Source organism: Streptomyces sp. NBC_00988, from assembly GCF_045162645.1.
Lineage (GTDB): Bacteria > Actinomycetota > Actinomycetes > Streptomycetales > Streptomycetaceae > Streptomyces.
This window is the reverse complement of record NZ_CP108730.1, coordinates 3435553-3458679: the sequence shown is the minus strand read 5'-3', so window position 1 is coordinate 3458679 and position 23127 is coordinate 3435553. Positions and strand designations below refer to the sequence as shown.

22 protein-coding genes are annotated in these 23127 nt (G+C 70.9%); 13 read left to right on the top strand and 9 right to left on the bottom strand.

Annotated elements, in window-relative coordinates; translation table 11 throughout:
• Positions 1-21: 21 nt before the first annotated feature.
• Entirely contained in the window at positions 22-696 is a 675-nt protein-coding gene (locus tag OG496_RS15690; protein WP_366497827.1) for a hypothetical protein, read from the bottom strand.
• A 177-nt stretch (positions 697-873) separates the two neighbouring features.
• On the opposite strand from OG496_RS15690, the gene OG496_RS15685 reads away from it, so the two are divergent.
• The 6 genes from OG496_RS15685 (at position 874) to der (ending at position 6392) form a co-directional block, all read left to right on the top strand.
• Entirely contained in the window at positions 874-1308 is a 435-nt protein-coding gene (locus OG496_RS15685; protein ID WP_399397022.1) for a YidB family protein, read from the top strand.
• 91 nt (positions 1309-1399) lie between these two features.
• Complete coding sequence (gene aroH, locus OG496_RS15680; protein ID WP_405971290.1) at positions 1400-1768, top strand: chorismate mutase; 369 nt, start codon at positions 1400-1402, stop codon at positions 1766-1768.
• Positions 1765-2859, top strand: a complete 1095-nt coding sequence (locus OG496_RS15675; protein ID WP_405971289.1) for a prephenate dehydrogenase — start codon at positions 1765-1767, stop codon at positions 2857-2859. Before aroH ends, OG496_RS15675 begins: the two co-directional genes overlap by 4 nt.
• 645 nt (positions 2860-3504) lie before the next feature.
• Positions 3505-4200, top strand: coding sequence for a (d)CMP kinase (gene cmk, locus OG496_RS15670; RefSeq protein WP_366497831.1), 696 nt, complete (start codon positions 3505-3507; stop codon positions 4198-4200).
• A 53-nt stretch (positions 4201-4253) separates the two neighbouring features.
• Complete coding sequence (locus tag OG496_RS15665) at positions 4254-4841, top strand: 1-acyl-sn-glycerol-3-phosphate acyltransferase (RefSeq protein ID WP_078622973.1); 588 nt, start codon at positions 4254-4256, stop codon at positions 4839-4841.
• Between the two features lie 75 nt (positions 4842-4916).
• Positions 4917-6392 (top strand): ribosome biogenesis GTPase Der, encoded by a 1476-nt coding sequence (gene der, locus OG496_RS15660; RefSeq protein ID WP_026150792.1) that lies wholly within the window; start codon positions 4917-4919, stop codon positions 6390-6392.
• A gap of 99 nt (positions 6393-6491) precedes the next feature.
• Here the strand turns inward: der and OG496_RS15655 are convergent, their stop codons facing one another.
• On the bottom strand, positions 6492-6911 hold the full coding sequence (locus OG496_RS15655) for a hypothetical protein (protein ID WP_366497832.1): 420 nt from the start codon (positions 6909-6911) through the stop codon (positions 6492-6494).
• A 37-nt stretch (positions 6912-6948) separates the two neighbouring features.
• On the bottom strand, positions 6949-7737 hold the full coding sequence (locus OG496_RS15650; protein ID WP_366497833.1) for a hypothetical protein: 789 nt from the start codon (positions 7735-7737) through the stop codon (positions 6949-6951).
• Between the two features lie 504 nt (positions 7738-8241).
• Here OG496_RS15650 and OG496_RS15645 point away from each other — a divergent pair.
• Positions 8242-8964, top strand: a complete 723-nt coding sequence (locus tag OG496_RS15645; RefSeq protein WP_405971288.1) for a transglycosylase family protein — start codon at positions 8242-8244, stop codon at positions 8962-8964.
• Positions 8965-9087: 123 nt separating this feature from the next.
• Here OG496_RS15645 and OG496_RS15640 read toward each other — a convergent pair whose 3' ends face one another.
• Genes OG496_RS15640 through OG496_RS15630 form a run of 3 tightly spaced genes read right to left on the bottom strand, consistent with a single transcriptional unit; the run spans position 9088 to position 13078 of the window.
• Complete coding sequence (locus OG496_RS15640) at positions 9088-9723, bottom strand: ATP-binding cassette domain-containing protein (RefSeq protein WP_405971287.1); 636 nt, start codon at positions 9721-9723, stop codon at positions 9088-9090.
• Positions 9720-12593 carry an ABC transporter permease subunit gene (locus tag OG496_RS15635; protein WP_405971286.1) on the bottom strand — a complete coding sequence of 958 codons (2874 nt, stop codon included), beginning with the start codon at positions 12591-12593 and terminating at the stop codon, positions 9720-9722. The genes OG496_RS15640 and OG496_RS15635 overlap by 4 nt, the downstream gene beginning before the upstream one ends.
• Before the next feature lie 8 nt (positions 12594-12601).
• Complete coding sequence (locus tag OG496_RS15630) at positions 12602-13078, bottom strand: hypothetical protein (protein ID WP_405971285.1); 477 nt, start codon at positions 13076-13078, stop codon at positions 12602-12604.
• A gap of 122 nt (positions 13079-13200) precedes the next feature.
• Here OG496_RS15630 and OG496_RS15625 point away from each other — a divergent pair, with 122 nt between their 5' ends.
• The 4 genes from OG496_RS15625 (at position 13201) to OG496_RS15610 (ending at position 16519) form a co-directional block, all read left to right on the top strand.
• The gene (locus OG496_RS15625) at positions 13201-13755 is read left to right on the top strand and encodes a hypothetical protein (RefSeq protein WP_405971284.1); all 555 of its coding nucleotides are present in this window, start codon (positions 13201-13203) and stop codon (positions 13753-13755) included.
• Positions 13724-15025 (top strand): ABC transporter substrate-binding protein, encoded by a 1302-nt coding sequence (locus OG496_RS15620; protein ID WP_405971283.1) that lies wholly within the window; start codon positions 13724-13726, stop codon positions 15023-15025. Before OG496_RS15625 ends, OG496_RS15620 begins: the two co-directional genes overlap by 32 nt.
• A gap of 14 nt (positions 15026-15039) precedes the next feature.
• Positions 15040-16041 carry a helix-turn-helix transcriptional regulator gene (locus OG496_RS15615; RefSeq protein ID WP_405971282.1) on the top strand — a complete coding sequence of 334 codons (1002 nt, stop codon included), beginning with the start codon at positions 15040-15042 and terminating at the stop codon, positions 16039-16041.
• 262 nt (positions 16042-16303) lie between these two features.
• Positions 16304-16519: an I78 family peptidase inhibitor gene (locus OG496_RS15610; protein ID WP_366497841.1), complete on the top strand. Its 216-nt coding sequence runs from the start codon at positions 16304-16306 to the stop codon at positions 16517-16519.
• Positions 16520-16618: 99 nt separating this feature from the next.
• Here the strand turns inward: OG496_RS15610 and OG496_RS15605 are convergent, their stop codons facing one another.
• Together OG496_RS15605 and OG496_RS15600 are read right to left on the bottom strand one after the other, a co-directional pair.
• A complete protein-coding gene (locus OG496_RS15605; RefSeq protein WP_405971281.1) occupies positions 16619-17656 on the bottom strand; it encodes a phosphatase PAP2 family protein in 1038 nt (345 codons plus the stop codon).
• A gap of 238 nt (positions 17657-17894) precedes the next feature.
• Positions 17895-19088 (bottom strand): hypothetical protein, encoded by a 1194-nt coding sequence (locus tag OG496_RS15600; RefSeq protein WP_405971280.1) that lies wholly within the window; start codon positions 19086-19088, stop codon positions 17895-17897.
• Between the two features lie 260 nt (positions 19089-19348).
• Here OG496_RS15600 and OG496_RS15595 point away from each other — a divergent pair, with 260 nt between their 5' ends.
• Together OG496_RS15595 and OG496_RS15590 are read left to right on the top strand one after the other, a co-directional pair.
• Entirely contained in the window at positions 19349-20950 is a 1602-nt protein-coding gene (locus OG496_RS15595) for an MFS transporter (RefSeq protein WP_405971279.1), read from the top strand.
• 209 nt (positions 20951-21159) lie between these two features.
• On the top strand, positions 21160-22350 hold the full coding sequence (locus OG496_RS15590) for an acyl-CoA dehydrogenase family protein (protein WP_405971278.1): 1191 nt from the start codon (positions 21160-21162) through the stop codon (positions 22348-22350).
• A 57-nt stretch (positions 22351-22407) separates the two neighbouring features.
• On the opposite strand, the gene OG496_RS15585 is transcribed toward OG496_RS15590, so the two are convergent.
• Positions 22408-22848, bottom strand: coding sequence for a cell division protein SepF (locus tag OG496_RS15585; RefSeq protein WP_019059292.1), 441 nt, complete (start codon positions 22846-22848; stop codon positions 22408-22410).
• Positions 22849-23127: the final 279 nt, after the last annotated feature.

Below are 23127 nucleotides of genomic sequence, written 5' to 3'. Positions count from 1 at the left end.
CTCCCTGAGGCGGATGGTGGGTCAGGGGGTGACGGGTTGTGCCGTGAGCTGCTGGCCGTCGACCGTGACCGCGCCGGTCTCCGGGTCGATGCGGGGCGCGGAGGTGGCCTTGCCGTCGCGGGTGACGATGCCGGTCTGGCGGCCGTTCGGCAGCACGATCCAGCCTCCGTCGATCTTGGCGCCGCGTACTTTGGCCGTCGCGCGCCACAGCCCGGACGGCTTGACCGCCTTGTCGGCGGTGAACGTGTACGGCCGGCCCTCGTCCTTGACGGTGCCGTGGATCTTCTTGCCCTGCTCGATCCTGCCGTCCAGTACCGCGCCGTTCGGGGCGGTGAGCTTCATGCTGCCGTTGTTGTTCACGCGGCCCCTGAGCCAGGCCTCTTTGTAGCGACCGTCGCAGAAGTAGGCGACCGCCTTGCCGTCACGGACGGAGACCGCGACCGAGGCGGCGTCGTCGTCGGTGCGGCCGGCGTAGTTGGCGTTCGCGACGGGTGGCTTCGACGGCGATGGCGTCGGGCTGGGCGTGACGGATGGTGTCGGTGACGTCTTCGCCGGCGTCTTCGGTGACGCGGACGGAGATTCCTCGCGGTACGAGGACGACGCGGTCTTCGTCCCCGAAGTCGCGTTGAGCGTCAGCATGAACAGGCCCAACACCAGGCCCGCAAGAAGAGTGAGCAGTGGTCCAGGACGCTTCAATGTGGGCCTCCCCCGAGGCGGGCTACCCGCCCATGAGAGCGGACTCGGGGCCGTGGGTAAAGAGGCATACCGGGATGATCTCACCTCAAGTAGCGGAACGGGACGGTTCGGGTGACATTGGCAGGGTTCGAGGCCGGGCCCCGACCAGCGGCCGGCCGCTCTCGAAAGGTGCGAGCCATGGCGGGCAACGATCTCGGCAGCCTTCTCGGTGGTCTTCTGCGGGGAGCGGGCGGAGGGGGCCAGAGCGGTTCCGGTAGCGGCAACATCCTGGGCGCGCTGCTCTCGGCCCTTGGCGGTAGTCAGGGTGGGAGTAGTACCGGAAGCAATCCGCTGGGCGGGCTTCTCGACATGCTCACCAAGTCCGGGCTCGCCGAGCAGAAGGACTCCTGGGTCGGCACCGGGCAGAACCAGTCCGTCACCGGGGCCCAGATCCAGCAGGCGTTGCCCGACGAGACCCTGCAGAAGGTCGCCGAGCAGGCCGGTGTCACCCCGGAGCAGGCCGCGAGCGACCTCGCGCGGACGCTGCCCCAGGCCGTCGACAAACTCACCCCGGAGGGGCAGGTACCCCAGGCCGCCTCGCTGGAGGAACTGGTCCGGCAACAGTCCCTGTGACCGTCTCGGTGGGCGGGCGCCGCGCATCCCTACCGGACGGGCTGATTAGGCTGGATGTACCAAGAGCCGTACATCAGCGAGGAGCTAAACCGTGGCGGTACGAGCGGTTCGGGGCGCCGTCCAACTGGACAAGGACGAGGCCGGGCACATGGACGAGCAGGTCGGAGCGCTGCTCACCGCCGTCCTGGAGCGGAACGGCCTCACCGCCGAGGACCTGATCAGCGTCTGGTTCACGGCCACGCCCGATCTGCACAGCGACTTCCCGGCGGCCGCCGCGCGCAAGCTCGGCAGCGGTTTCGCCGACGTGCCGCTGATCTGCGCGCAGGAACTCGACGTCGAGGGTGCGATGCCCCGCGTGGTCCGCGTCCTCGCGCACATCGAGTCCGACCGGCCCCGTGCCGACATCGCGCACGTGTACCTCGGTGCGGCGGCCGCCCTGCGCAAGGACATCGCGCAGTGAGGACCGCGCTCGTCATCGGCACCGGGCTCATCGGCACGTCCGCCGCGCTCGCGCTCGCCTCGCGCGGAGTCGTCGTGCACCTCACCGACCACGACCCCGAGCAGGCCCGTACGGCCGCCGCGCTCGGCGCCGGTACCGACGAGGCGCCGGACGGGCCCGTCGACCTCGCGATCGTCGCAGCGCCGCCCGCGTTGGTGGCCGGGGTGCTCGCCGACGCGATGCGGCGGGGTGCCGCCCGGGGTTACCTCGACGTGGCCAGCGTCAAGGGTGGTCCGCGGCGGGAGCTGGAGTCGCTGGGCCTCGACCCGGCGGTGATGTCCAGGTACATCGGCTCGCATCCCATGTCCGGGCGCGAGAAGTCGGGTCCGCTGGCGGCGACCGGTGACCTCTTCGAGGGACGCCCGTGGGTGTTGACGCCCACCCGTGACACCGACACCGAGGTGCTGAACCTCGCCCTGGAGCTGGTGTCGCACTGCCGTGCGGTGCCGGTTGTCATGGATGCCGATGCCCATGACCGGGCCGTGGCTCTTGTGTCACACATGCCTCATCTGGTGTCCAGCATGGTCGCCGCGCGGTTGGAGAACGCCGAGGAGGCTGCCGTACGGCTGTGTGGGCAGGGGATTCGGGACGTGACCCGGATCGCCGCGTCCGATCCCCGGATGTGGATCGACATCCTGTCCGCCAACCCGGGGCCCGTCGCTGATCTGCTCACCGATGTCGCCGGGGATCTGGAGGAGACGGTCCGGGCCTTGCGCGCGCTGCAGTCCGCCGATGACGGCAAGCGGCGGGAGGGCGTGGGCGGGATCGAGGACGTGCTGCGGCGAGGGAACGCGGGGCAGGTCCGGGTGCCCGGCAAGCACGGGTCCGCTCCGCGGGTCTACGAGGTTGTGGCTGTGCTGATCGACGACCAGCCGGGGCAGTTGGCCCGGATCTTCGCCGATGCGGGGATGGCGGGGGTCAATATCGAGGACGTGCGGATCGAGCATGCGACCGGGCAGCAGGCGGGGCTCGTGCAGTTGTGGGTGGAGCCGAAGGCCGCGCCGGTGTTGACCGCGGCGTTGCGGGAACGGGGCTGGGCGATCCGGCAGTAGGCGCGGGGTGTGGGGGCTGGCGTCTTCTGGGGGCTCCGCCCCCAGACCCCCATCGGCCCTGAAGGGGCCTCGTCCTCAAACGCCGGACGGGCTGAATAACGCGGGCCTGTGTTGAAAGGGTGCCGGGCGGGCTGGATATGCGCGGTCTGCGTCGAAGGGGTGCCGGGCGGGCCGGATATGCGCGGTCTGCGTCGAAAGGGCGCCGGGCGGGCCGGATATGGGCGGCCTGCGTTGTAGGGGGGCCGGGCGGCTGGGTATGTGTGGCCTGCGTGGGAAAGGCACCCGGCGGCCTGGACATGGCCGGCCCGCGTCCTCAAGCGCCGGAAGGGCTGGATTGCGTCGGCTTGCGTCAAGCAGCAACTGTCCGGGCGGGCAGGCTGAAGAATGCCGGCCGGTGTCCAGCAATAACCGTGCAGCTGGACAGACTGAAGAATGTCGGCCCTTGTCCCGCAGTAACCGCCCCGCCGGACACACAGAAAATGCCCGCCCGTGTCAAGCGGTGATCGTCCAGCCCGCCAGGCTGATCTTGCCGGGCCGGTGTCGACAAGGGGCGGCCGGACGAGTGACGCGCACCCAGTAACCTTGTCCGGGGCGCACTCGCATCCCCACCCCGCTCACCACCCCGCACCAGGAAGGTGTCCTCCCGTGGAAAACGGCGCCGCCCGGACCGCCCCGGCAGTGATTGTCGCCATCGACGGCCCCTCCGGCACGGGCAAGTCGAGCACGTCGAAGGCCGTCGCCTCGCAGCTCGGGCTGAGCTATCTGGACACCGGGGCCCAGTACCGGGCGATCACCTGGTGGATGGTGAACAACGGGATCGATCTCACCGACCCCAGCGCCATCGCGGACTCGGCGGGCAAGGCGGAGATCGTCTCGGGCACCGACCCGGCGAACCCGACGATCAGCGTCGACGGCGTGGACGTGGCCGGTCCGATCCGCACCCAGGAGGTCACCTCCAAGGTCAGCGCGGTCAGTGCGGTGCCCGAGGTGCGGGCCCGGATCACCGAGTTGCAGCGGTCGCTGGCCGCCGAGGCCGAGCGGGGAATCGTGGTCGAGGGGCGGGACATCGGTACGACCGTGCTGCCCGACGCCGACCTGAAGATCTTCCTCACCGCATCCCCCGAGGCGCGTGCCGCCCGGCGGAGCGGTGAGCTGAAGGGCGCCGACGTACAGGCCACCCGCGAGGCGCTGCTGAAGCGGGACGCGGCCGACTCCTCCCGGAAGACCTCGCCGCTCGCGAAGGCGGACGACGCAGTCGAGGTGGACACCTCCGACCTCACGCTCCAGCAGGTCATCGAGTGCGTCGTCACCCTCGTCGGGGAGAAGCGGGCCGCGAAGTGACTGCACCTACGGAGCGCGGGGCCGAGATCGGGCGGCGCATCGGCGTCGGCCTGATGTACGGGCTGTGGAAGCCGCGTGTGCTGGGTTCCTGGAAGGTTCCCGCCACCGGCCCGGTGATCCTCGCCGTCAACCACTCGCACAACATCGACGGCCCTATGGTCATCGGTGTGGCGCCTCGTGCTTCGCACTTCCTGGTCAAGAAAGAGGCGTTCGTGGGGCCGCTCGGGCCCTTCATGCGCGCCGTCGGGCAGGTGGAGGTGGACCGTTCGACCGCCGACCGTACGGCCGTCACCCGGGCGCTCGACATCCTGAAGGGCGGCGGGGTCCTCGGGATCTTCCCCGAGGGCAGCCGCGGCGAAGGCGACTTCGCCGCGCTGCGCGCCGGGCTCGCCTACTTCGCGGTCCGCAGCGGCGCCCCGATCGTGCCGGTGGCCGTGCTGGGCAGCTCGGAGAAGAGCGGACGGCTGATAAAGGCGCTGCCCCCGCTGCGCTCCCGCGTCGACGTCGTCTTCGGCGACCCGTTCGACGCGGGCGACGGCTCCGGCCGCCGTACCCGCAAGGCGCTGGACGAGGCCACCGAGCGCATCCAGAAGCAGCTGGCCGCCCACCTGGACGACGCCAGGCGCCTCACCGGGCGCTAAGAGACACTTGAGTAGTGGATCACCCGAAATCCGGGGGTTCCACCGATCACCACGATGAACGAGGTACCGATCTTCATGAACGACCAGATCCAGCCCGACGGCTCCGGCGAGGAGCACGAGCACGGGGCGCTCGGCGACGCCGAGTACGCGGAGTTCATGGAGCTCGCCGCCGTAGAGGGCTTCGACATCGAGGACGTCGAGGGCGCCATCGGCGAGGCGGGACACGGACCGCTGCCCGTCCTCGCCGTCGTCGGCCGGCCGAACGTCGGCAAGTCGACTCTCGTCAACCGCATCATCGGGCGGCGGGAAGCCGTCGTGGAGGACAAGCCCGGTGTCACCCGTGACCGTGTGACCTATGAGGCCGAATGGGCCGGGCGGCGCTTCAAGGTCGTCGACACCGGTGGCTGGGAGCAGGACGTCCTCGGGATCGACGCCTCCGTGGCCGCCCAGGCCGAGTACGCGATCGAGGCCGCCGACGCGGTCGTCTTCGTCGTCGACGCCAAGGTCGGCGCGACCGACACCGACGAGGCGGTCGTACGGCTGCTGCGCAAGGCCGGCAAGCCGGTCGTGCTGGCGGCCAACAAGGTCGACGGTCTGAGCGGCGAGTCCGATGCCTCCTACCTGTGGTCCCTGGGGCTCGGCGAGCCGCATCCCGTCTCCGCGCTGCACGGGCGCGGCACCGGCGACATGCTGGACGCCGTCCTGGAGGCACTCCCGGAGGCGCCCGAGCAGACCTTCGGCACCGCGGTCGGTGGGCCCCGCCGTATCGCGCTGATCGGTCGGCCGAACGTCGGCAAGTCCTCGCTGCTGAACAAGGTGGCCGGCGAGGAGCGCGTCGTCGTCAACGAGATCGCGGGCACCACCCGTGACCCGGTCGACGAACTGATCGAACTCGGCGGTATCACCTGGAAGTTCGTCGACACGGCGGGCATCCGCAAGCGCGTCCACCTCCAGCAGGGCGCCGACTACTACGCCTCGCTGCGTACCGCCGCCGCCGTCGAGAAGGCGGAGGTCGCGGTCATCCTGATCGACGCCTCCGAGTCCATCTCGGTGCAGGACCAGCGCATCGTCACCATGGCCGTCGAGGCGGGCCGCGCGATCGTCCTCGCCTTCAACAAGTGGGACACCCTCGACGAGGAGCGCCGCTACTACCTGGAGCGCGAGATCGAGACCGAGCTCGCCCAGGTCGCGTGGGCGCCCAGGGTGAACGTCTCGGCGCGCACCGGCCGCCACATGGAGAAGCTGGTCCCGGGCATCGAGACCGCCCTGGCCGGCTGGGAGACCCGCGTCCCGACGGGCCGTCTGAACGCCTTCCTCGGCGAGTTGGTCGCCGCCCACCCGCACCCGGTCCGCGGCGGCAAGCAGCCCCGCATCCTCTTCGGCACCCAGGCCGGCACCAAGCCCCCGCGCTTCGTCCTCTTCGCCTCCGGCTTCATCGAGGCCGGCTACCGCCGCTTCATCGAGCGCCGCCTCCGCGAGGAGTTCGCCTTCGAGGGCACCCCGATCCACATCTCGGTCCGGGTCCGCGAGAAGCGCGGCAAGAAGAAGTAGCCGCAGCCGTACGGCTGTTCCCACTGCCGGCTGTTCTACGACGAAGAGGGCGGCCCCTGTTGATCAGGGGCCGCCCTCTTCGTGTGCGTGCTGTGCCGCTCAGATGCCTCGGCGCGGGCCGGGAGGCAGGGCCGCCGGGATGTGGTGCATCCCGGTGTGGCCGTGCTGTTGCTGCTGCCCGGAATGACCGAGCTGCCCGACGCGCTGCCACTGGGACTGCTGCCGGGCGCTGTAGGCCCCCGCGCTGTACGCGCTGTACGAACCCCCGCCGAGTGAACCCCCGCCGAACGAACCACCGCTGAACGAGCCCGTGCTGTGCGGGCTGTGCCCGAAGGCGGTGAAGCCCAGCTCCTCCTCGCCACTGCGGTCACCCGGCAGCGAGCGGAAGGTCTTGACCCACTCCGAGTAGAGCCGGTCGTAGATCGGCGTGGCCGAGGGACCGCCGGGGCTGTCCTGGGCCGATCGCGAGGACGGGATCGACTGGTAGGGCCGGCTGCGGGGAACGTCGTATGCGTGCACGTATGTCCAAACGACGCGTGACCTGAAGGGATGCGGCTCAGGTGCCCGCGAGCGGCAGGGCGGAGCCGACCAACTGGCCGTTCGCCGCGGCCTTGTCGAGGGCGCTGCGCAGCAGGTCCTCGCGGGGCTGGCGGCCGATCGAGCCGACCGGTGCCGCGAACATCAGCACCTGCTGGTGCTTGTTTGCGGCGGCCCGCCAGCTGTCGGTGACCTGGAGCGGCTGGTGCGCCTGCCACCAGGCCACCGGGGAACCGCCGTTGCTGCTCGGCTGCAGCACCGCGTGCAGCTGGCCCGCGGCGAGCAGTACCGACCAGCCGTGCAGCACGGGCGGCACGGTGGTGATCTCGCTGAGCGGCATGAAGCCCTGCTCGATCAGCAGCGGCAGGAAGTCGTCCCCGACGCCGGTCGAGCCGGGCCGCACGATGGGCGCGGTCGGCTCGACGACCAGGGCGGGGTGCAACTCCCCCGAGATCAGGACGAGTCCGCTGGTCACCCCGAGCACGGCCTGTTCGGGTACGGCCTTCTCCGCTGCGCCGGCCGGGGCGTGCGTGTTGCCGCTGATGGAGCGGACGGCGCCCTGCAGCTGCTCCTCGGTGACCTGGACGATCTGCGAGGGCAGGCAGGTGGCGTGGGCGAAGGCGAGGACGGCGGTCTCGTCGCCGATGAACAGGACGGTGCTGGTGCGCTCCTGATCGGAGTCGCCCTGGGTGCGGCACGACGTGCAGTCGTAACTGCCCGGGGCGTTGTCTCCGGCGAGCAGCCGGTCGGCTTCTTCGTCGCCGATCTCGGCGCGTACGTCGTCGCTGACGTCGAGCATGCGCGGCACGGGTGGCTCCCTCGGAATGCGGTGCCCGGTGGGTCCCGGGCTCATGAAGAAGACAACGGAGGATCTGTGGCGGGAGTCACGCTCCAGAGCGAACCGAATCGAACCAACCGAAGCGGACGGTCACGGTTGGTACGGAATCGCACACTCCACGTCAACTCTGTGAAAGGTCAAGGGAGTTGGTTGCGTGAACCGAGTCACAGCGCTTGTCGGCAACTGGTCGAGAAATCATGAAATAGCCGAATTTAACGAGTGGCCGAAAAATGCCGATACCCTCGGTAACAGTGAACTGGCCTGCGGCGAAGGGCAGTTGGTCGACATGGGCTCGCCCGCCTCCGTACATTCCTCGGCTGTGTGCAACGAGCACCGCTCGGGACACGTCCGCCGGCCGAACAAGCCAGCAAGCAGCACCACTTCCGGCGGACGGGGAGGAGCGCGAGGACCGCGTCGATACGCGGGAGCCGCGAACCGCCTTGGGGGACCCCGGGTTGTTGGAGAGGGAACTACATGTCCGAATGTGCCGATACCACTCGCGAGAACGCTCCTGAGACCCACCGTAAGGGTCAAGTGCGTACGACGGCGGTCCTCGCCGGGGCGGCCCTGCTCGCCCCCCTCGGACTGCTGGCCGCAAGCGGCAACGCCGCGGCGGCCGACAGCGGAGTGTGGGACCGCATCGCCCAGTGCGAGAGCGGCGGCAACTGGCACATCAACACCGGCAACGGCTACTACGGAGGACTCCAGTTCTCCGCCGGCACCTGGCGCGCCTACGGCGGTTCGGCCTACGCGGCCACCGCGGACCAGGCCTCCAAGTCCGCGCAGATCGCCGTCGCCAGCAAGGTCCAGCGGGCCCAGGGCTGGGGCGCCTGGCCGGTCTGCTCGGCGAAGGCCGGAGCGAGCGGCAGCGCACCCGCGGCCTCCTCCGGCACGGTGAGCGAGAAGTCGACGAAGAAGAAGACGAACGAGTCGACCACCGAGTCGACATCCGAGTCGACGACGAAGAAGTCGACCAAGAAGGCGACCCCGTCGAAGCCCGCGAAGACGCCGGCCCGCGGGACGAACAACGCCTCGCGCGGCACGTCCCGCGGCGACTACACCGTCCGCGAGGGCGACACGCTGAGCGCCATCGCCGCCCAGCACGGGACCACTTGGCGCAAGGTCTACGCCGCCAACAAGTCCGTCATCGGCGCCGACCCCGATCTGATCATCCCCGGCCAGCAGCTCGACCTCTGAGCCGAACGACCTCTGGGCCGAACGGCCTTCGAGGTGGATGGCCTTTGAGATGAACGACCTCTGAGCCGAGCCGCTCCCCGCGCCGCCCCCGCCCGGTCCTCCGACCGGGCGGGGGCGCGCCCGTTACGCCAGTTCGGCCGCCTCGCCGCCGAACACGACCGTCCCGCGCCGCAGTTCGTACACGATCGCCGCCCGGCCGCGCAGCACCGGCGGCAACCGCTGCTCGGCCACGACCACGCACGCGTCCAGCCCGCCCAGCAGTTCGTACGTGTGCGCCGCGACCGCGGGCGACATGCCTTGCGTCGGTTCGTCGACGAGCACCACACGCGCGCGTGCCAGCAGGGCCCGGGAGAGCGCCAGCATCCGTTGCTCGCCGCCGGAGAGTGTGCCGGCCCGGCGGGGGAGCAGGGGGCCCAGTTGCGGATAGGCGTCGAGGGCAACGGCGTAGTCCCGCGCGGCGAGTTCGAGGTTCTCGTGGACGGTGAGGGACCCGAACACGGCCTGTCGTTCCGGCACCAGACACAGTCCCCGGCGGGCCCGTTCGTACGCGGGTGTACGGGTCACATCGGCGCCGTCCCACACCACCGCACCGCCCGACAGCGCGACCGTGCCGGCGAGGGCGCGCAGGGCAGTTGTCCGGCCCGAGCCGTTGCGCCCCAGCAGGACGGTGAGCCCGTGGGCGGGGGCGGCGAGGGTGATGCCGTGCAGGGCTTCGAGGGGGCCGTAGCGCACGCGTGCGTGGCGCAGGGCGATGGTCATGCCGGTGCCTCGCGGGTGCCGGGTGTGTCGAGGACGTGGCCGGGCGGGCCGGAGGAGACGATGCGACCCGCGGCCATCACATGGACCACGTCGGCGAGGTCGGCGACCAGATCGAGGTCGTGCTCGACGACGAGGAGGGCGGTGCCCTCGGCGGCCAGGGCTCTCAACACCAGGGTCAGTGAGGCCACTTCGGCGGTGTCGAGTCCGGCGGCGGGCTCGTCGAGCAGCAGCACGCGGGGGCCGCCGGCGAACGCCCGGGCCAGCTCCACCCGGCGCAGCGTCCCGGTGGGCAGCCCGGCGGCGGGCAGCGACCGTACGTCCCCGTCGAGCCCGAACAGCCGCAACGCCCGCTCCACGGCGCCCGGTTCGGTGACCCGGCCCTGCTCGGCACCGACGCGCACGTTCTCGGCGACGGTCAACGAGGGGAACACGGCGAGCTGTTGAAAGGTCCGGGCGACCCCGAGCCGGGTGCGGGCGTGCGCGGCCAGCCGGGTGATATCCCGTCCCCCGAGCCGGACCTGCCCCCGCGCGGGCCGCACAGTCCCGGCCAGACAGTGGAACAGGGTGCTCTTCCCGGCCCCGTTGGGCCCGACCACAGCGGTGACCTGCCCGGCCCGCACGACGAGATCGACCCCGTCGAGCGCGGTGAAACCGCCGTAGCGGGCGTGCAGGGTGTGGGCGGTCAGGATGGGTGGGGTGGGTGTCCGTCCGGGGTCGGGGGCGTGTTTCCTCCCGGTGTCGTGCCGGGCCGGGCGCGCAACGTCCGGGTGATCAGCCGGCGTTGCGCACGCCTGGCCCCGCTGCCCGGGTTCAGTGGCGTGTCCCGACTCGGTGTCGGGCTGGGCTGGATGTGCAACACCCGCATGGGCAGGTGTAATTGCGCCAGGTCCACCCCGCTGCCCGGCCCCGGCAGCGTGCCCCTGCGGACTCCGCGCTCCAGACGCTCGCCCCGCGCCGCTCTCCCGTTCGCGCACAACACCCGGCCCGGCAGCCTCCGTTGACCGTGCGCGCACATACACGGGCCGCAGCTTTCTCCGCACTCCCAGCCCCAACGCCGTGAGCCGCACCCTCCGTTGAGCCCGCAGTCGTCCTGCCGCCACCCGCAACGCCTCGTACGGCCCCCCGGGAAACCGACCCACGCACACCGCCAACACCCCGATCAGCGCAGCCGCCACCCCGCCGCGTGCCCCCGCGTCCAGCCCGACCAACAGGGCCGCGGCCGCCAGCGCGCCCAGTGTGCTGTCAGCGCCCAGGACGACCACCGCGGCGAACCACAGCAGCCCCCGGACGGGGTCGTAGGCCGAGGGGTCGAAGGCGCGTACGCCCATGCCGAGCATGCCGCCGCCGAGGGCGGCCAGGGCGGCGCCCGCGACGAAGGCCAGGAGTTTCAGGGACGGGACCTGGACGCCCGCCGCGGACGCGCCCTGTTCGTGGTCGCGCAGGGCGGCGAGGGCGCGGCCCGTGCGGCCCCGGCGCAGGGCGTGGGTGGCCAGCAACGCGGCGGCCAGGAGGGCGAGTTCGAGGACGTAGTAGGCGCGGTCGTCCTCGAAGCCGGACGGGCGGGCCAGTGACAGGCCCGACGTGGCGTACGGCTGGGCGAAGACGAAGCGGCTGACCCCGACGCCGACCGCGAAGGTCGCGAGGGCGAGGGCCAGGCCGTGGCGGCTGATCGCGGGCCAGCCGGTCAACAGGCCCAGGGGAGCGACCAGGAGGACCGCCACCGCCAGCGCGGCCAGTTCCGGCAGGCGGGGGAGGAGCGGGAAGCGGCCCGCCGCCAGCAACGCCGTGAACAGGGCACCCAGGCCCGCGTACGCCGCCTGTCCCAGGGAGAGCTGACCGCCGCGTCCGGTGACCACCACCAGGGACAGCAACACCACGCCCAGCGCCGGGACTTGGACCGAGGTGTGCAGGTCCGAGCCCGCGAAACCCAGGGGGAGGAGGAACAGCACCCCGGCCACGATCCAGGCACCCGGAGGCGTCGCGACGCGGGCCGTCGCCGTGCGGGGGAGGGCGTCCCGTGAGCCGAGACCGGGCAGTACCAGCGCCGCCACCAACAGGGCGACCACGAACAGGTTCGCGCCTGCCGCCTGCACCAACTGCCCACCCCAGCCCGGCAGATGGAGCCGTGTCAACTGGCTCTGCCCGACCCCGATCCCCAGCGCCACCACCACGGCCACCGGCAGACTCCGCATCCGCGCGGCCACCGCGACCGCCACCACCTCCATGACGAGCAACGGCAGGCCGTACGGGTCAAGGCGTACGTACGGCGCGAGGAGTACGCCCGTCAGGCCCGCCGTGAAGGACCCGAACGCCCAGCCCGCCGCGGCCACCCGGTCCGCGTCCACGCCACCCAGTACCGCGAGTTGGCGGTCGTCCACGACGGCCCGCAGCTCCCGCCCGAAACGCGTCCACCGGATCACCGCCCCGACTCCGGCGGCCAGTACGAGCACCACCGCCAACTGCCCCCAGGGATCGGCCGACACCAGTTCCGGCGCGTCGTCCCGCGCCCCCTGTCCCCACACGAGCGCGGCCCCGCCGACCAGCAGCACGAACACCCCGATGGACGCGACCAGAGTCTGCGCCGGATCACCGCCGAGGACCGACAGCGGTCGGAAGACGAACCGTTCCAACAGCACCCCGATACCCGGCGCGAGGAACAGCAGCGTCACCACCGCGCCCAGCCACAGCGGCCAGCCCCACCCGACCACGCACTGCCGCAGCACGTACGCGCACACCATCGCGACCGCCCCGTGCGCGAAGTTGAGGACGCCGGTCGCCCGGTACGTCACGATCAGGCCGATCCCGGTGAGCGCGGCGGCGCTGCCGACGGAGAGACCGGCGAGGGTGAGGTCGTAGGTGAAGGAGGACATCCGGGGCTTCAGTCGTCGGCTTCGGCGGGTTCGCAGATCGGGCAGGGGCTCAACTCGCCGTTCGCCACGAGCTTCGAGTCCACCGGCACCGCCTCCGGCTTCCCGGCGACCAACGGGCAGTCCGCGCGGTGCCACAACGTGCCGCCCGGCACCATCAGCAGGTCCCCGCTGACCGCCACGGGCGCCGCGGCGGCCCGCGCGGACTCCTCGGCGTCGGCGGGTTCGGCGGCCACGAGAAGGCCGTACAGCTCCTCCACGCGGGCGGCGGCGAGGGCGGAGCGGCCGTGGGTGAGCAGGATGGCGGCGGCGACGATCAGCGCGGCGCCGGGGATCGTGCAGGAGGCCAGGTAGGGGAGTTGGCGTTCCGCGTAGCGCTCGCCGGAGACGCCGTACCAGCCGAGTACGCACAGGACCGCGCCCGCGGCGAGCGCGGCCCAGCCGGCCCACAGGGCGGGGTGCACGGTCCGCAGTCGGGCTGTCCGCATTTACGGCTCCCACATGTCACGTGTCTGTCCATGCCAGCCAATGGCTTGCACTATGCCTTCTGACACCTGACCTGAAAACACCGGGCGAGCACGGCCCGGAACGACACCCGGCGGTGAGCCACATGGTTCTCGGGAGCGACCTCAGGCGAAGGAACACAAGGCGAGGACGGGGTACTACGGCTGCTGCCGCCCTTGTTCTCGTGCTCGGGCCGGCCCTGGCGGCCTGCAGCGACGACAGCGGGGGTGGCAGCAGCGCGCCGCCGCCCACCCCGTCCGTCGAGCAGCCGACGAGCGCACCGGCGACCGCGCCCGCGGACCCGGCCGCCGCGACGACCCAGATCAAGGCCAACTGGAAGAAGTTCTTCGACCCGGCCAGCTCCAGCGCGGACAAACAGGCCGTCCTGGAGAACGGCGACAAGATGGGCCCGGTCCTGAAGGCATTCAGCGGCGACAAGCGCGGCGGGCAGGTCCAAGCAGCCGTCCAGAAGGTCGCGTTCACCTCGGCGACCCAGGCGACCGTGACATACAGCCTCACCTTGAACGGCGCCACCGCCCTGCCGAACGCCTCCGGGACGACCGTCGAGCAGGACGGCACCTGGAAGGTGTCCGTCAACACCCTGTGCGCGCTGGTGGCGTTGAGCGGCGATGCCTCGCAGTCGCCCGGGTCGGGCTGCTGAGGCCGCTGTCGCGGTGCTGCTGCTCCTGGGGAGCGCGGCCTGCGGCAGCCGCCTCCCGGAGAGCGACTTCGAGCACGGCAACTCCCGTACGCCCGCGCCCAGGAGCGGCACGCCGATCCGCGTCGGCATCATCACCAGCGCGACCAGCCCGGTCGGCGGCGACACCTTCACCGGCCCCCGCGACGGCGCCAAGGCGTACTTCGACCGCCTCGACGCGCGCGGGGGCATCGACGGGCACCCGGTCGAGGTGCGCCTGTGCGACGACGGCGGCAGCGGTGTCGGCGACAACGCGTGCGTGCACCAACTCATCGACGAGGACAAGGTCGTCGCCCTGGTCGCCACCACCGCCCTCGACTACGCGGGCGCCTCCCGCGTCTCCTACGCGCGCGTGCCCGACATCGGCGGCCAGCCCATCGGCGCCGCCTACGACACCTGGCCGCACCTGTACGGCATCTACGGCAGCCTCGCGCCCCGCGCCGGGACACCGGGCTGGGACGGGCAGTCGTACGGCGGCACGGAGGTCTACCGGTACTTCAAGCGCGAGCAGGGCGCCCGTACCGCCGCCGTCGTGTCCTACAACCAGGCCGCGTCCGCCGCCTACGCCCGGCTCGTCGAGCAGGGGCTGAAGGCGGAGGGGTACAAGGTCGTCACCGAGCAGGTCGACTTCGCGCTGCCCAACTTCCGTGCCGTGGCGGCCGACTTGAAGCAGCAGGGCGCGGACCTGGTCTTCGACGCCATCGACACGCACGGGAACGCCCAGTTGTGCGAGGCCATGGACGAGGTCGGCGCGAAGGTCATCGCCAAGGTGACGAACGTACAGAACTGGACATCCACTGTCCCGGAGGACTACAAAAACTCCCCGCGCTGCCGCAACGCGCTGTGGGCGACCGGGTCCAGCCGGGACTTCGACGACACCTCCCAGGCGGCCGTACGGGACTTCAGGGACGCGACCAAGGGGCTGAAGACGCATTCCCAGTGGCAGTTGGAGGGGTGGGCGGCCGCGATGTGGTTCACGGACGCGGCGAGGTCGTGTGCGAAGACGAAGACGGGCGTCACGCGTGCGTGCGTCGACGGCTTCATGAACCGGAGCGAGAACTACACCGCCGACGGGCTGTTGGTTCCGGTCTCCTTCGAGCGGCTCGCCGAACCGCCGAAGACGCGCAGGACATGCCTGTCCGTGGCCCGCTGGCAGGACGGCAAGGGGTGGGTCCCGCAAGGGGACATGAACCGCACGTGCTTCGACGTGCCGCAACTGCCGTACCGCCCTTGATAGAGACTTCGACCATGTTGGAGACCTCGGCACGACTCCTGCGCCTGCTCTCGCTGCTCCAGGCCTACCGCGAGTGGTCCGGCGCCGACCTGGCCGACCGGCTCGGGGTCACCCCGCGTACGGTGCGGCGGGATGTGGACCGGCTGCGGGAGCTGGGGTATCCGGTCAACGCCAGTCCCGGCACGGGTGGCGGTTACCAGCTGGGCGCGGGCGCCGAGTTGCCGCCGCTGCTGCTGGACGACGACGAGGCGGTCGCCGTGGCGGTCGGGCTGCGCACCGCCGCCGGGCAGGGCATCGAGGGCATCGGCGAGACCTCCGTACGCGCCCTCACCAAGCTCGAACAGGTGCTGCCGAGCCGGTTGCGCCGCCGGGTGGGCGCCCTCAACGCGTTCACCGTGCTGATGCTGCACAACACGCTGCCGTCCGCCGTCGACCCCGCCGTCCTGACCGAACTGGCCGCCCTGTGCCGGGACGCCGAGCGGCTGCGCTTCGACTACGAGAGCCACGACGGCACCCCGACCCGGCGCAGCGTCGAACCGCACCGCCTGGTGTGCACCGAGCGGCGCTGGTACCTCGTCGCCTGGGACCTGGACCGGGAGGACTGGCGCACCTTCCGCGTCGACCGCGTCACGCCCCGGCCGCCGCACGGGCCGCGCTTCACCCCGCGCGAGCCACCGGCCGAGGACCTCGCCGCGCACGTCTCGAAAGGGGTCTCCACGCGCGCGTACGCCTCGCACGCCGTCGTCCGGCTGCTCGTGCCCCTCCAGGAGGCGGCCGAACGGATCTCACCGTCCGGCGGGACGCTGGAGGCCGACGGGCCGGACGCCTGTCTGCTGCGGACCGGGGCCCCGAACCTCGACCTGATGGTGGTCCACGTGATGATGATGGGCTTCGACTTCGAGGTCCTGGAGCCCGTCGAGCTGACCGAGAGGATCAGGACGGCCCGGGACCTGCTGACCCGCACGCTGGACCGGCACAGCCCGGGTGCCCACGGCGATTCTGTGCCGGAACGGTGAAACTCTTATGCGGCGTCAGCTCCCGCCGTACCGCACGGAATCGGAATGGAAAGGGGCGCCCGGCCGGTTCTCGCGGCACTTTCCGCCGGGCTATTCGGGGAGCCGGACCGACATGCGGGAATTACGTTCGAATGCCTGCGGAAGGCGTACGGAACCGCTCATACGTGTGAGGGATGCAGAACAAAACACACGTCCTGATCCTGTGACAGAAGTGTGACCGGAGAGGGACGGAGAGAGCGCAAGAGGGGCTAGCGTGGCGGGCATGGCACCCATTCCGACTCCACCGGCAGAGCCCCAGGACAGTCCGAACAGCTATGTGGGCCTCGACGCGACAGAGGCCGAGCGGCTCGCGCGGGAGCGCGGCTGGCCGACCGTGCGATCGCTGCCGCCGGGAGCGATCATCACCATGGAGTTCCGCGTGGGACGGCTCAACTTCGAGGTCAAGGACGGCACGGTGGCGCGCGCCTGGAAGGGCTGAGCGCGGACATGACGAAGGCCCCGGTTCCGCTGGCGGAACGGGGGCCTTCTTGATGCGCGGGGATGGTTGTGCGTACCGGCCCCGCGGTCTGTGCGGCCGTCAGCCGCCCGGCAGGGGGCGGGCCGCGGCCGGGGTCGTGCCGCGTGCCACGCGGTCCGGGTGCGGCGGGCGGCGGCTGCCGACCGGGGTGACCGGGGTGCGCTCCGAGCGGGTCGTGTGCGGGCCCGGGGCGAGATGGGCCGGTGGCCGGGCCGAACGGCTCGCGGTGACCGTCTCACGGGCCGCCGGGACCTCGTCGCCCGAGGAGGAGGCGCGCGGCTTGAGGAGCACCGGCGCGGTGACCGGGGAGGCGGGCACCGGTGCGGGCGCCGTGCCGCCGCGGCGGGCACGCCAGCCGTCGCGCAGGTCGAAGATCCGGGTCTCGGCCAGGGCGATCAGCGGCTCGCACCACGGGAGGGCGAGCAGGACCAGCAGACCGGCGGCCCAGCCGAGCAGCACGTCGCTCAGCCAGTGCGTGCCGAGGTAGACCGTGGCGAGACCGACGCCGAGCGAGGTCACCGCGGACGCGGCCGACAGCCAGCGGCGGGCCGCCGGCGTGGAGGCCAGATACGCCAGGATTCCCCAGGTCACGACCGCGTTGGCGGTGTGGCCGCTGGGAAATATATCGCCGCCGAGACCCATCTCGTTCGAGCCGATGACGGTGGCGTAGTGCGGGCCGAGACGGCCCATGCCGAGCTTGGCCGCGCCGACCGTGATGTTCAGCAGCAGCAGCAGGGTGCCCAGGGTCAGCAGCGGGCGCAGCGTGTGCTGCCGCCAGGAGCGCCAGCCCAGCCAGGCCGCGACCATCACCGCGGTGGGGCCGCGCTGGCCGAGGACCACGTAGTAGTCGACGAACCAGTGGATGCCGGCCCACTGCTGGTACGGCCGGAAGAACATGACCTGCCAGTCGAACCGGACCAGCCAGGACGTGGTCACGACGAGCCACACGATCGCCAGATAGAAGGCCAGGGTCGCCGCGAAGAGCACGACCCTGTGCCGGCTCATCTTCGGCACATCGATGTTGGCCGGCCGTTCAGGTTCACGGTCCAGCCTCGCGAACACCCGGTCCAGACGGGTGAGGTTTCGTTCGGTACGCACTCAATCGACGTTACAGCGAGTGAGTGTGGATCCCCGTCGAATCAGCGGCTTTGTGATGACGATGTGATGTGGGAAAGCTCTCAGGAGCAGGTTTATTACCGGGGATTCCGCAATCCAGGACCGCTCCGTCCTTCAATTCCTTTGATCATGCCGGGGTCGAGTTTTATGGCCCTTATGAATTAGTTCACCAAATGCTGGGGTGGAATTGGCCGGGCGCTCATGGAGCGTGACGAGTGGATCATGGCGGACCGGAGCCGTTCAGCCAGAACGCCCCGTACACGGCCGACGCCACCGCGACACCGCCCGTCACCCACGCTGACCTGGACGTACGCAGCCGGGCCAGGGCGAGCGCGAGGGGGAGCAACAGGGGGAAGGCGGGCATCAGCAGGCGCGGTTTCGAGCCGAAGTAGCTCGACGCGCACAGCGCGAGCGCGGTGACGACGCCGGTGTACACCAGAAGCGGCAGCGGCTGGCCCTGCCGGACGCCCACGACGTACAGCCAGAGCACCAGCCCGACCCCGACGATCAGGCCCACCCCGGCCAGGGCCGACGGGAACGACGTGAACTTGTCGCCCACGAAACGGGCGAAGGCGGCACCCCCGTCGAAACCGTTGCGCCAGCCCGCCTGCACGTCGAGATAGCCCAGCGGGCCCTTGCCGGTGCGGTGGCCGACCCAGAGGACGTACCCGGCGGCGCCCAGGGGCGCGAGCGCCATCCCGAGGGCGCGCGGCCAGACCCGCGCGCCGGGCGCGGGCGCCGTGCTGCGGTTCCGCACGGAAGAGGTGACGGCCGTAGAGGCGGAAGAGGCGCGGTCCGCGCGCGAGGTGAACGAGACGATGCCCGCGACCCACACCGCGGCCACGACCGCGAGCCCCACGGGCCGCGTCAGCCCGGCGAACAGTGCGAGCGTGCCCGCCGTCAGCCAGCGGCCCGTCAGCACGGCGTACAGGGACCACGCGGCCAGCGCCGTGAAGAGCGACTCGCTGTACGCCATCGACTGCACGATCCCGACCGGGAGCACCGCCCACAGCAGGACGGCACACACGCCCACGCGACGGCCGTAGACATGCTCCACGACCGCGAAGATCCCCCAGGCCGCCGCGAGCGAGGCGAGCAGGCTCACCACGAAGCCGCCGTCGGCGTACGACAGCGGGGTCACCGCGTGCATGAGTCTTTCCAGCCAGGGCAACAGCGGGAAGAAGGCGAGGTTCGAGTGGACGTCGCCGTTCGGGAGGCGGACCTCGTAGCCGTAACCGAGGTCGGCGACCCGCGTGTACCAGAGGGCGTCCCACCGGGCCGTCAGCAAGGTGTGGGCGCTCTTGCCGCGCGCCGCGCTCCACACCGCGAGCACCACCAGGCCCAGGGCGCGGACGGCGGCGTACCCGAGGAGGGCCGGGGCCGCCCGGCGCAGAGGTGCTGCAAGATCCGTCACAGGCTTGATTATCGAGGGCGCCCGGAACCGGCAGGCCCGGCGGGGGCGTGGTCCACAGAAGGGTGAGTGGTGTACGCCACACGTGTTCTCCGGAGAGTGTGAGAGGTCCGCCACGTGGCATTGGCGTGAACTCGCGTACGCTGACGGCTCACTCGCCTTCGTTGCGCGGGTCGGAGACACCGCTCCTCTCCGGCCGCAGTCACAGGGAGTCCCCACCCCGTGAACCCGCCGAACGCGAGGGAACATCTGGGAGGTAGTTCATGTCCGGGACGACCACGGCCGCCGCAGCGCTGCGCCGTCGGGCGGCCGGGGCCGGTGCCAACCGCTGGGTCGTCCTCGTCGTCCTCTGTGTCAGCCTGCTGCTCGTCGCCCTCGACGCCACCGTGCTCCATGTCGCGGTGCCCGCCGTCACCGAGGACCTCAAACCCGGCGCGATAGAGCTGCTCTGGATCGTCGACGTCTATCCGCTGGTCTGCGCCTCGCTCCTCATCCTCTTCGGCACGCTCGGCGACCGAGTGGGCCGCAGGCGGATTCTCCTTCTCGGCTACGGCCTCTTCGGCATCGCCTCCGGCCTGGCCGCCCTCGCCCATGACGCCCAGGTCCTGATCCTCGCGCGGGCGCTGCTCGGCGTCGGCGGCGCGATGATCATGCCGGCCACGCTCTCGATCCTCCGCCAGGTCTTCCCCGACCGGCGCGAGCGGGCGGTGGCGATCGGCGTGTGGAGTGCGGTGGCGGCGGTCGGCGCGGCGGTGGGCCCGCTGCTCGGCGGATTCCTGCTGGAGCACTTCTGGTGGGGCTCGGTCTTCCTCGTCAACATCCCCCTGATGCTGATCAGCCTCCCGATCGGCCGCCTCCTCCTCCCCGAGTCCCGCGGCGACCGCAACGGCCCGTGGGACGTCGTCGGCGCGCTCATGGCCGCGGGCGGTCTCTTCGGCGCCGTCTTCGGCGTGAAGCGGCTCGGCGGCGGGGAACCGGTGGAGAGCGGGTGGACCGTGGCCCCGCTGCTCGTGGGCGCGGTGCTGCTGGTTCTCTTCGTACGACGGCAACGGCGCCGTACGCATCCGCTGGTGGACCTGAAGATGTTCCGCAGGCCGGCGTTCAGCACGTCCGTGGGTTGCATCGTGCTGGCGATGCTGGCACTGGTCGGCCTGGAGCTGATCGCGGCGCAGTACCTGCAACTGGTCCTCGGCCTGTCGCCCCTCCAGACGGGTCTACGGCTGCTGCCGCTGACGTTCGCGGCGATGGCGGCGGGGTTGTTCGGGGCGCGGATGCTCCGGCGGTTCGGCCCGCGCCGGATGGTGTGCTTCGGCTTCTGTCTGACCGCGTTCTCGGTGCTGACGCTGACCGCGATGGGCGAGCGGGACAACACCGGGCTGCTGCTCTTCGGGTTCCTGCTGTTGGGGTTCGGTCTGGAGATGACGCTCTTCGGGGCGTACGAGTCGATGCTGAGCGAGGCGCCGCCGGCCCAGGCGGGTGGCGCCGCCGCGATCGGTGAGACCTCGTACCAACTCGGCGCGGGTATCGGCATCGCGCTCCTCGGCAGCGTGATGAACGCGGCGTACGCGCCAGGGTTGTCGTCCGTTCCGGGTGTACCGGCGTACGCGTCGGCCTCGGCGGGGCATTCGCTGGGCGAGGCGTACGACGTCGCCGGGCGGCTCGGCGGGGCGCGTGGAGCCGCCCTGCGCGACGCGGCTCGGCACGCTTTCGTCCACGGCCTGCATGTCACGTTGCTCGTCAGTGCGGGGTTGCTGCTGCTGGGGGCGGTGATGGCATTGAGGCTGCCCCGGATCATGCACTGCGAGGCACCTCTGGCCACGGTCCCTGCTCCCAGGGAAGTAGCAGTGTCCCGCGTCTCCGCCTGACCGAGGAGTTCTCCCACCCGCGCACCACCCGCTTACGGGCAACCGAGGGGTGAACGTGCCCTGTGGGGTGCCCCGCCGTCGGCCGGTGCCGTTGGCGGGTGGGAATGGTTTGGCAGGGTGCGATGCGCTGGACTCGTGACACCGGGCGTCGTAACGTCGGGGCCGTTGTGTAACTAGCGGTGATAGTTTTTAGTGCCGGAGGCTGTGTGATGGCTGCGTCCTCGAAGTTGCCCCCCTTCGACCCCGCCGACCCCCTCGGCATCGACGACCTGCTCGACCCCGAGGACCTCGCGATCCGGGACACCGTCCGGGCGTGGGCCGCGGACCGGGTGTTGCCGTATGTCGCGGAGTGGTACGAGAAGGGGGAGTTGCCCGGGATTCGCGAGCTCGCCCGGGAGTTGGGCGGTATCGGGGCCCTCGGGATGTCGCTCGACGGGTACGGCTGTGCCGGGGCCTCCGCCGTCCAATACGGGCTCGCCTGCCTGGAGTTGGAGGCCGCCGACTCCGGCATCAGGTCGCTCGTGTCGGTGCAGGGGTCCCTCGCGATGTACGCGATCCACCGCTTCGGGAGCGAGGAGCAGAAGCAGACCTGGTTGCCGCGCATGGCCTCCGGTGACGTCATCGGCTGCTTCGGGCTCACCGAGCCCGACCACGGATCCGACCCCGGCGGCATGCGCACCTACGCCAAGCGCGACGGCGGCGACTGGGTCCTCAACGGCCGCAAGATGTGGATCACCAACGGGTCGGTGGCCGGCGTCGCCGTCGTATGGGCGCAGACCGACGACGGGATCCGCGGGTTCGTCGTACCGACGGACGTGTCCGGTTTCTCCGCGCCCGAGATCAAGCACAAATGGTCACTCCGCGCATCCGTCACCAGCGAACTCGTCCTCGACGACGTGCGGTTGCCCGCCGACGCCGTGCTGCCGGAGGTCGTAGGGCTGAAGGGTCCGCTCAGCTGTCTGTCGCACGCCCGTTACGGAATCGTGTGGGGTGCGATGGGCGCGGCGCGCGCTTCCTTCGAGTCCGCGGTCGCGTACGCGAAGACGCGGGAGCAGTTCGGGCGGCCCATCGGCGGCTTCCAGCTCACCCAGGCCAAGCTCGCCGACATGGCGGTCGAACTGCACAAGGGGATTCTGCTCGCCCATCACCTGGGGCGGCGCATGGACGCCGGGCGCCTGCGTCCCGAGCAGGTCAGCTTCGGCAAGCTGAACAACGTACGAGAGGCCATCGAGATCTGTCGTACGGCACGGACGATCCTCGGTGCCAACGGGATCTCACTGGAGTACCCCGTGATGCGGCACGCGACGAACCTGGAGTCGGTGCTCACGTACGAGGGCACCGTCGAGATGCACCAGCTCGTGCTGGGCAAGGCGCTCACCGGACTGGACGCCTTCCGCTAGGAAGACCCGAAGCCCTGTTCAACCCTGCGGGAGGCAGGGCCGATGAGCGGCCCTGCCTCAGCTCTGGTTGAAGAACCCGTCCTCACGGCGCACGGCGGGGTCGCCGCTGACGATCTCCGTGTTGGCGGGGGTCAGCAGGAAGACACGGTTCGCGACCCGCTCGATCGTGCCGCGCAGGCCGAAGGTGAGGCCCGCCGCGAAGTCGACCACGCGCTTGGCGTCGGTCGCCTCCATCGCCGTAAGGTTCACGATCACCGGAACCCCTTCCCGGAACAGCTCGCCGATCGCGCGGGCGTCGCGGAAGCTGTCCGGGGTGACCGTGCCGATCCGCCGGCCCTTCACCTCGGCGACGTCCTCGGCCACCTTCACCCGCGGATCCGTGACCCAGGCATCCCCGGGCTGCTCGGTCCCTTCGGAGTAGTCGTCGTCGTAGTAGCGCTCGTCATCGTTGTCGTCAACGAGTCCAAGCCAAGCACTTGCCTTGCGTACCGATCCCATGGACGCCTCCTCTCACAGCGGTCTTACTTGCTTTCCGCATCCCTATGGTCATCCATGATGCGGATCGCGCGCCAAGTGGATAGACGCCGCGCGGGGGGTTTGTGACGCTACTGGTGCACAGCCAATACGTCGAGGGCCCCCGTGTATCAAGGGTGTTGCTGGACAAGGCTGCTGACTGAGAGTGAAATATGATTCTTCTCGGCGTCCGGGTGACGGCTGGTGCGTACGGGTGAACGGGGTGGTCGATACGAAGCGGCTGCTCAACGCCCGGTCAGATGC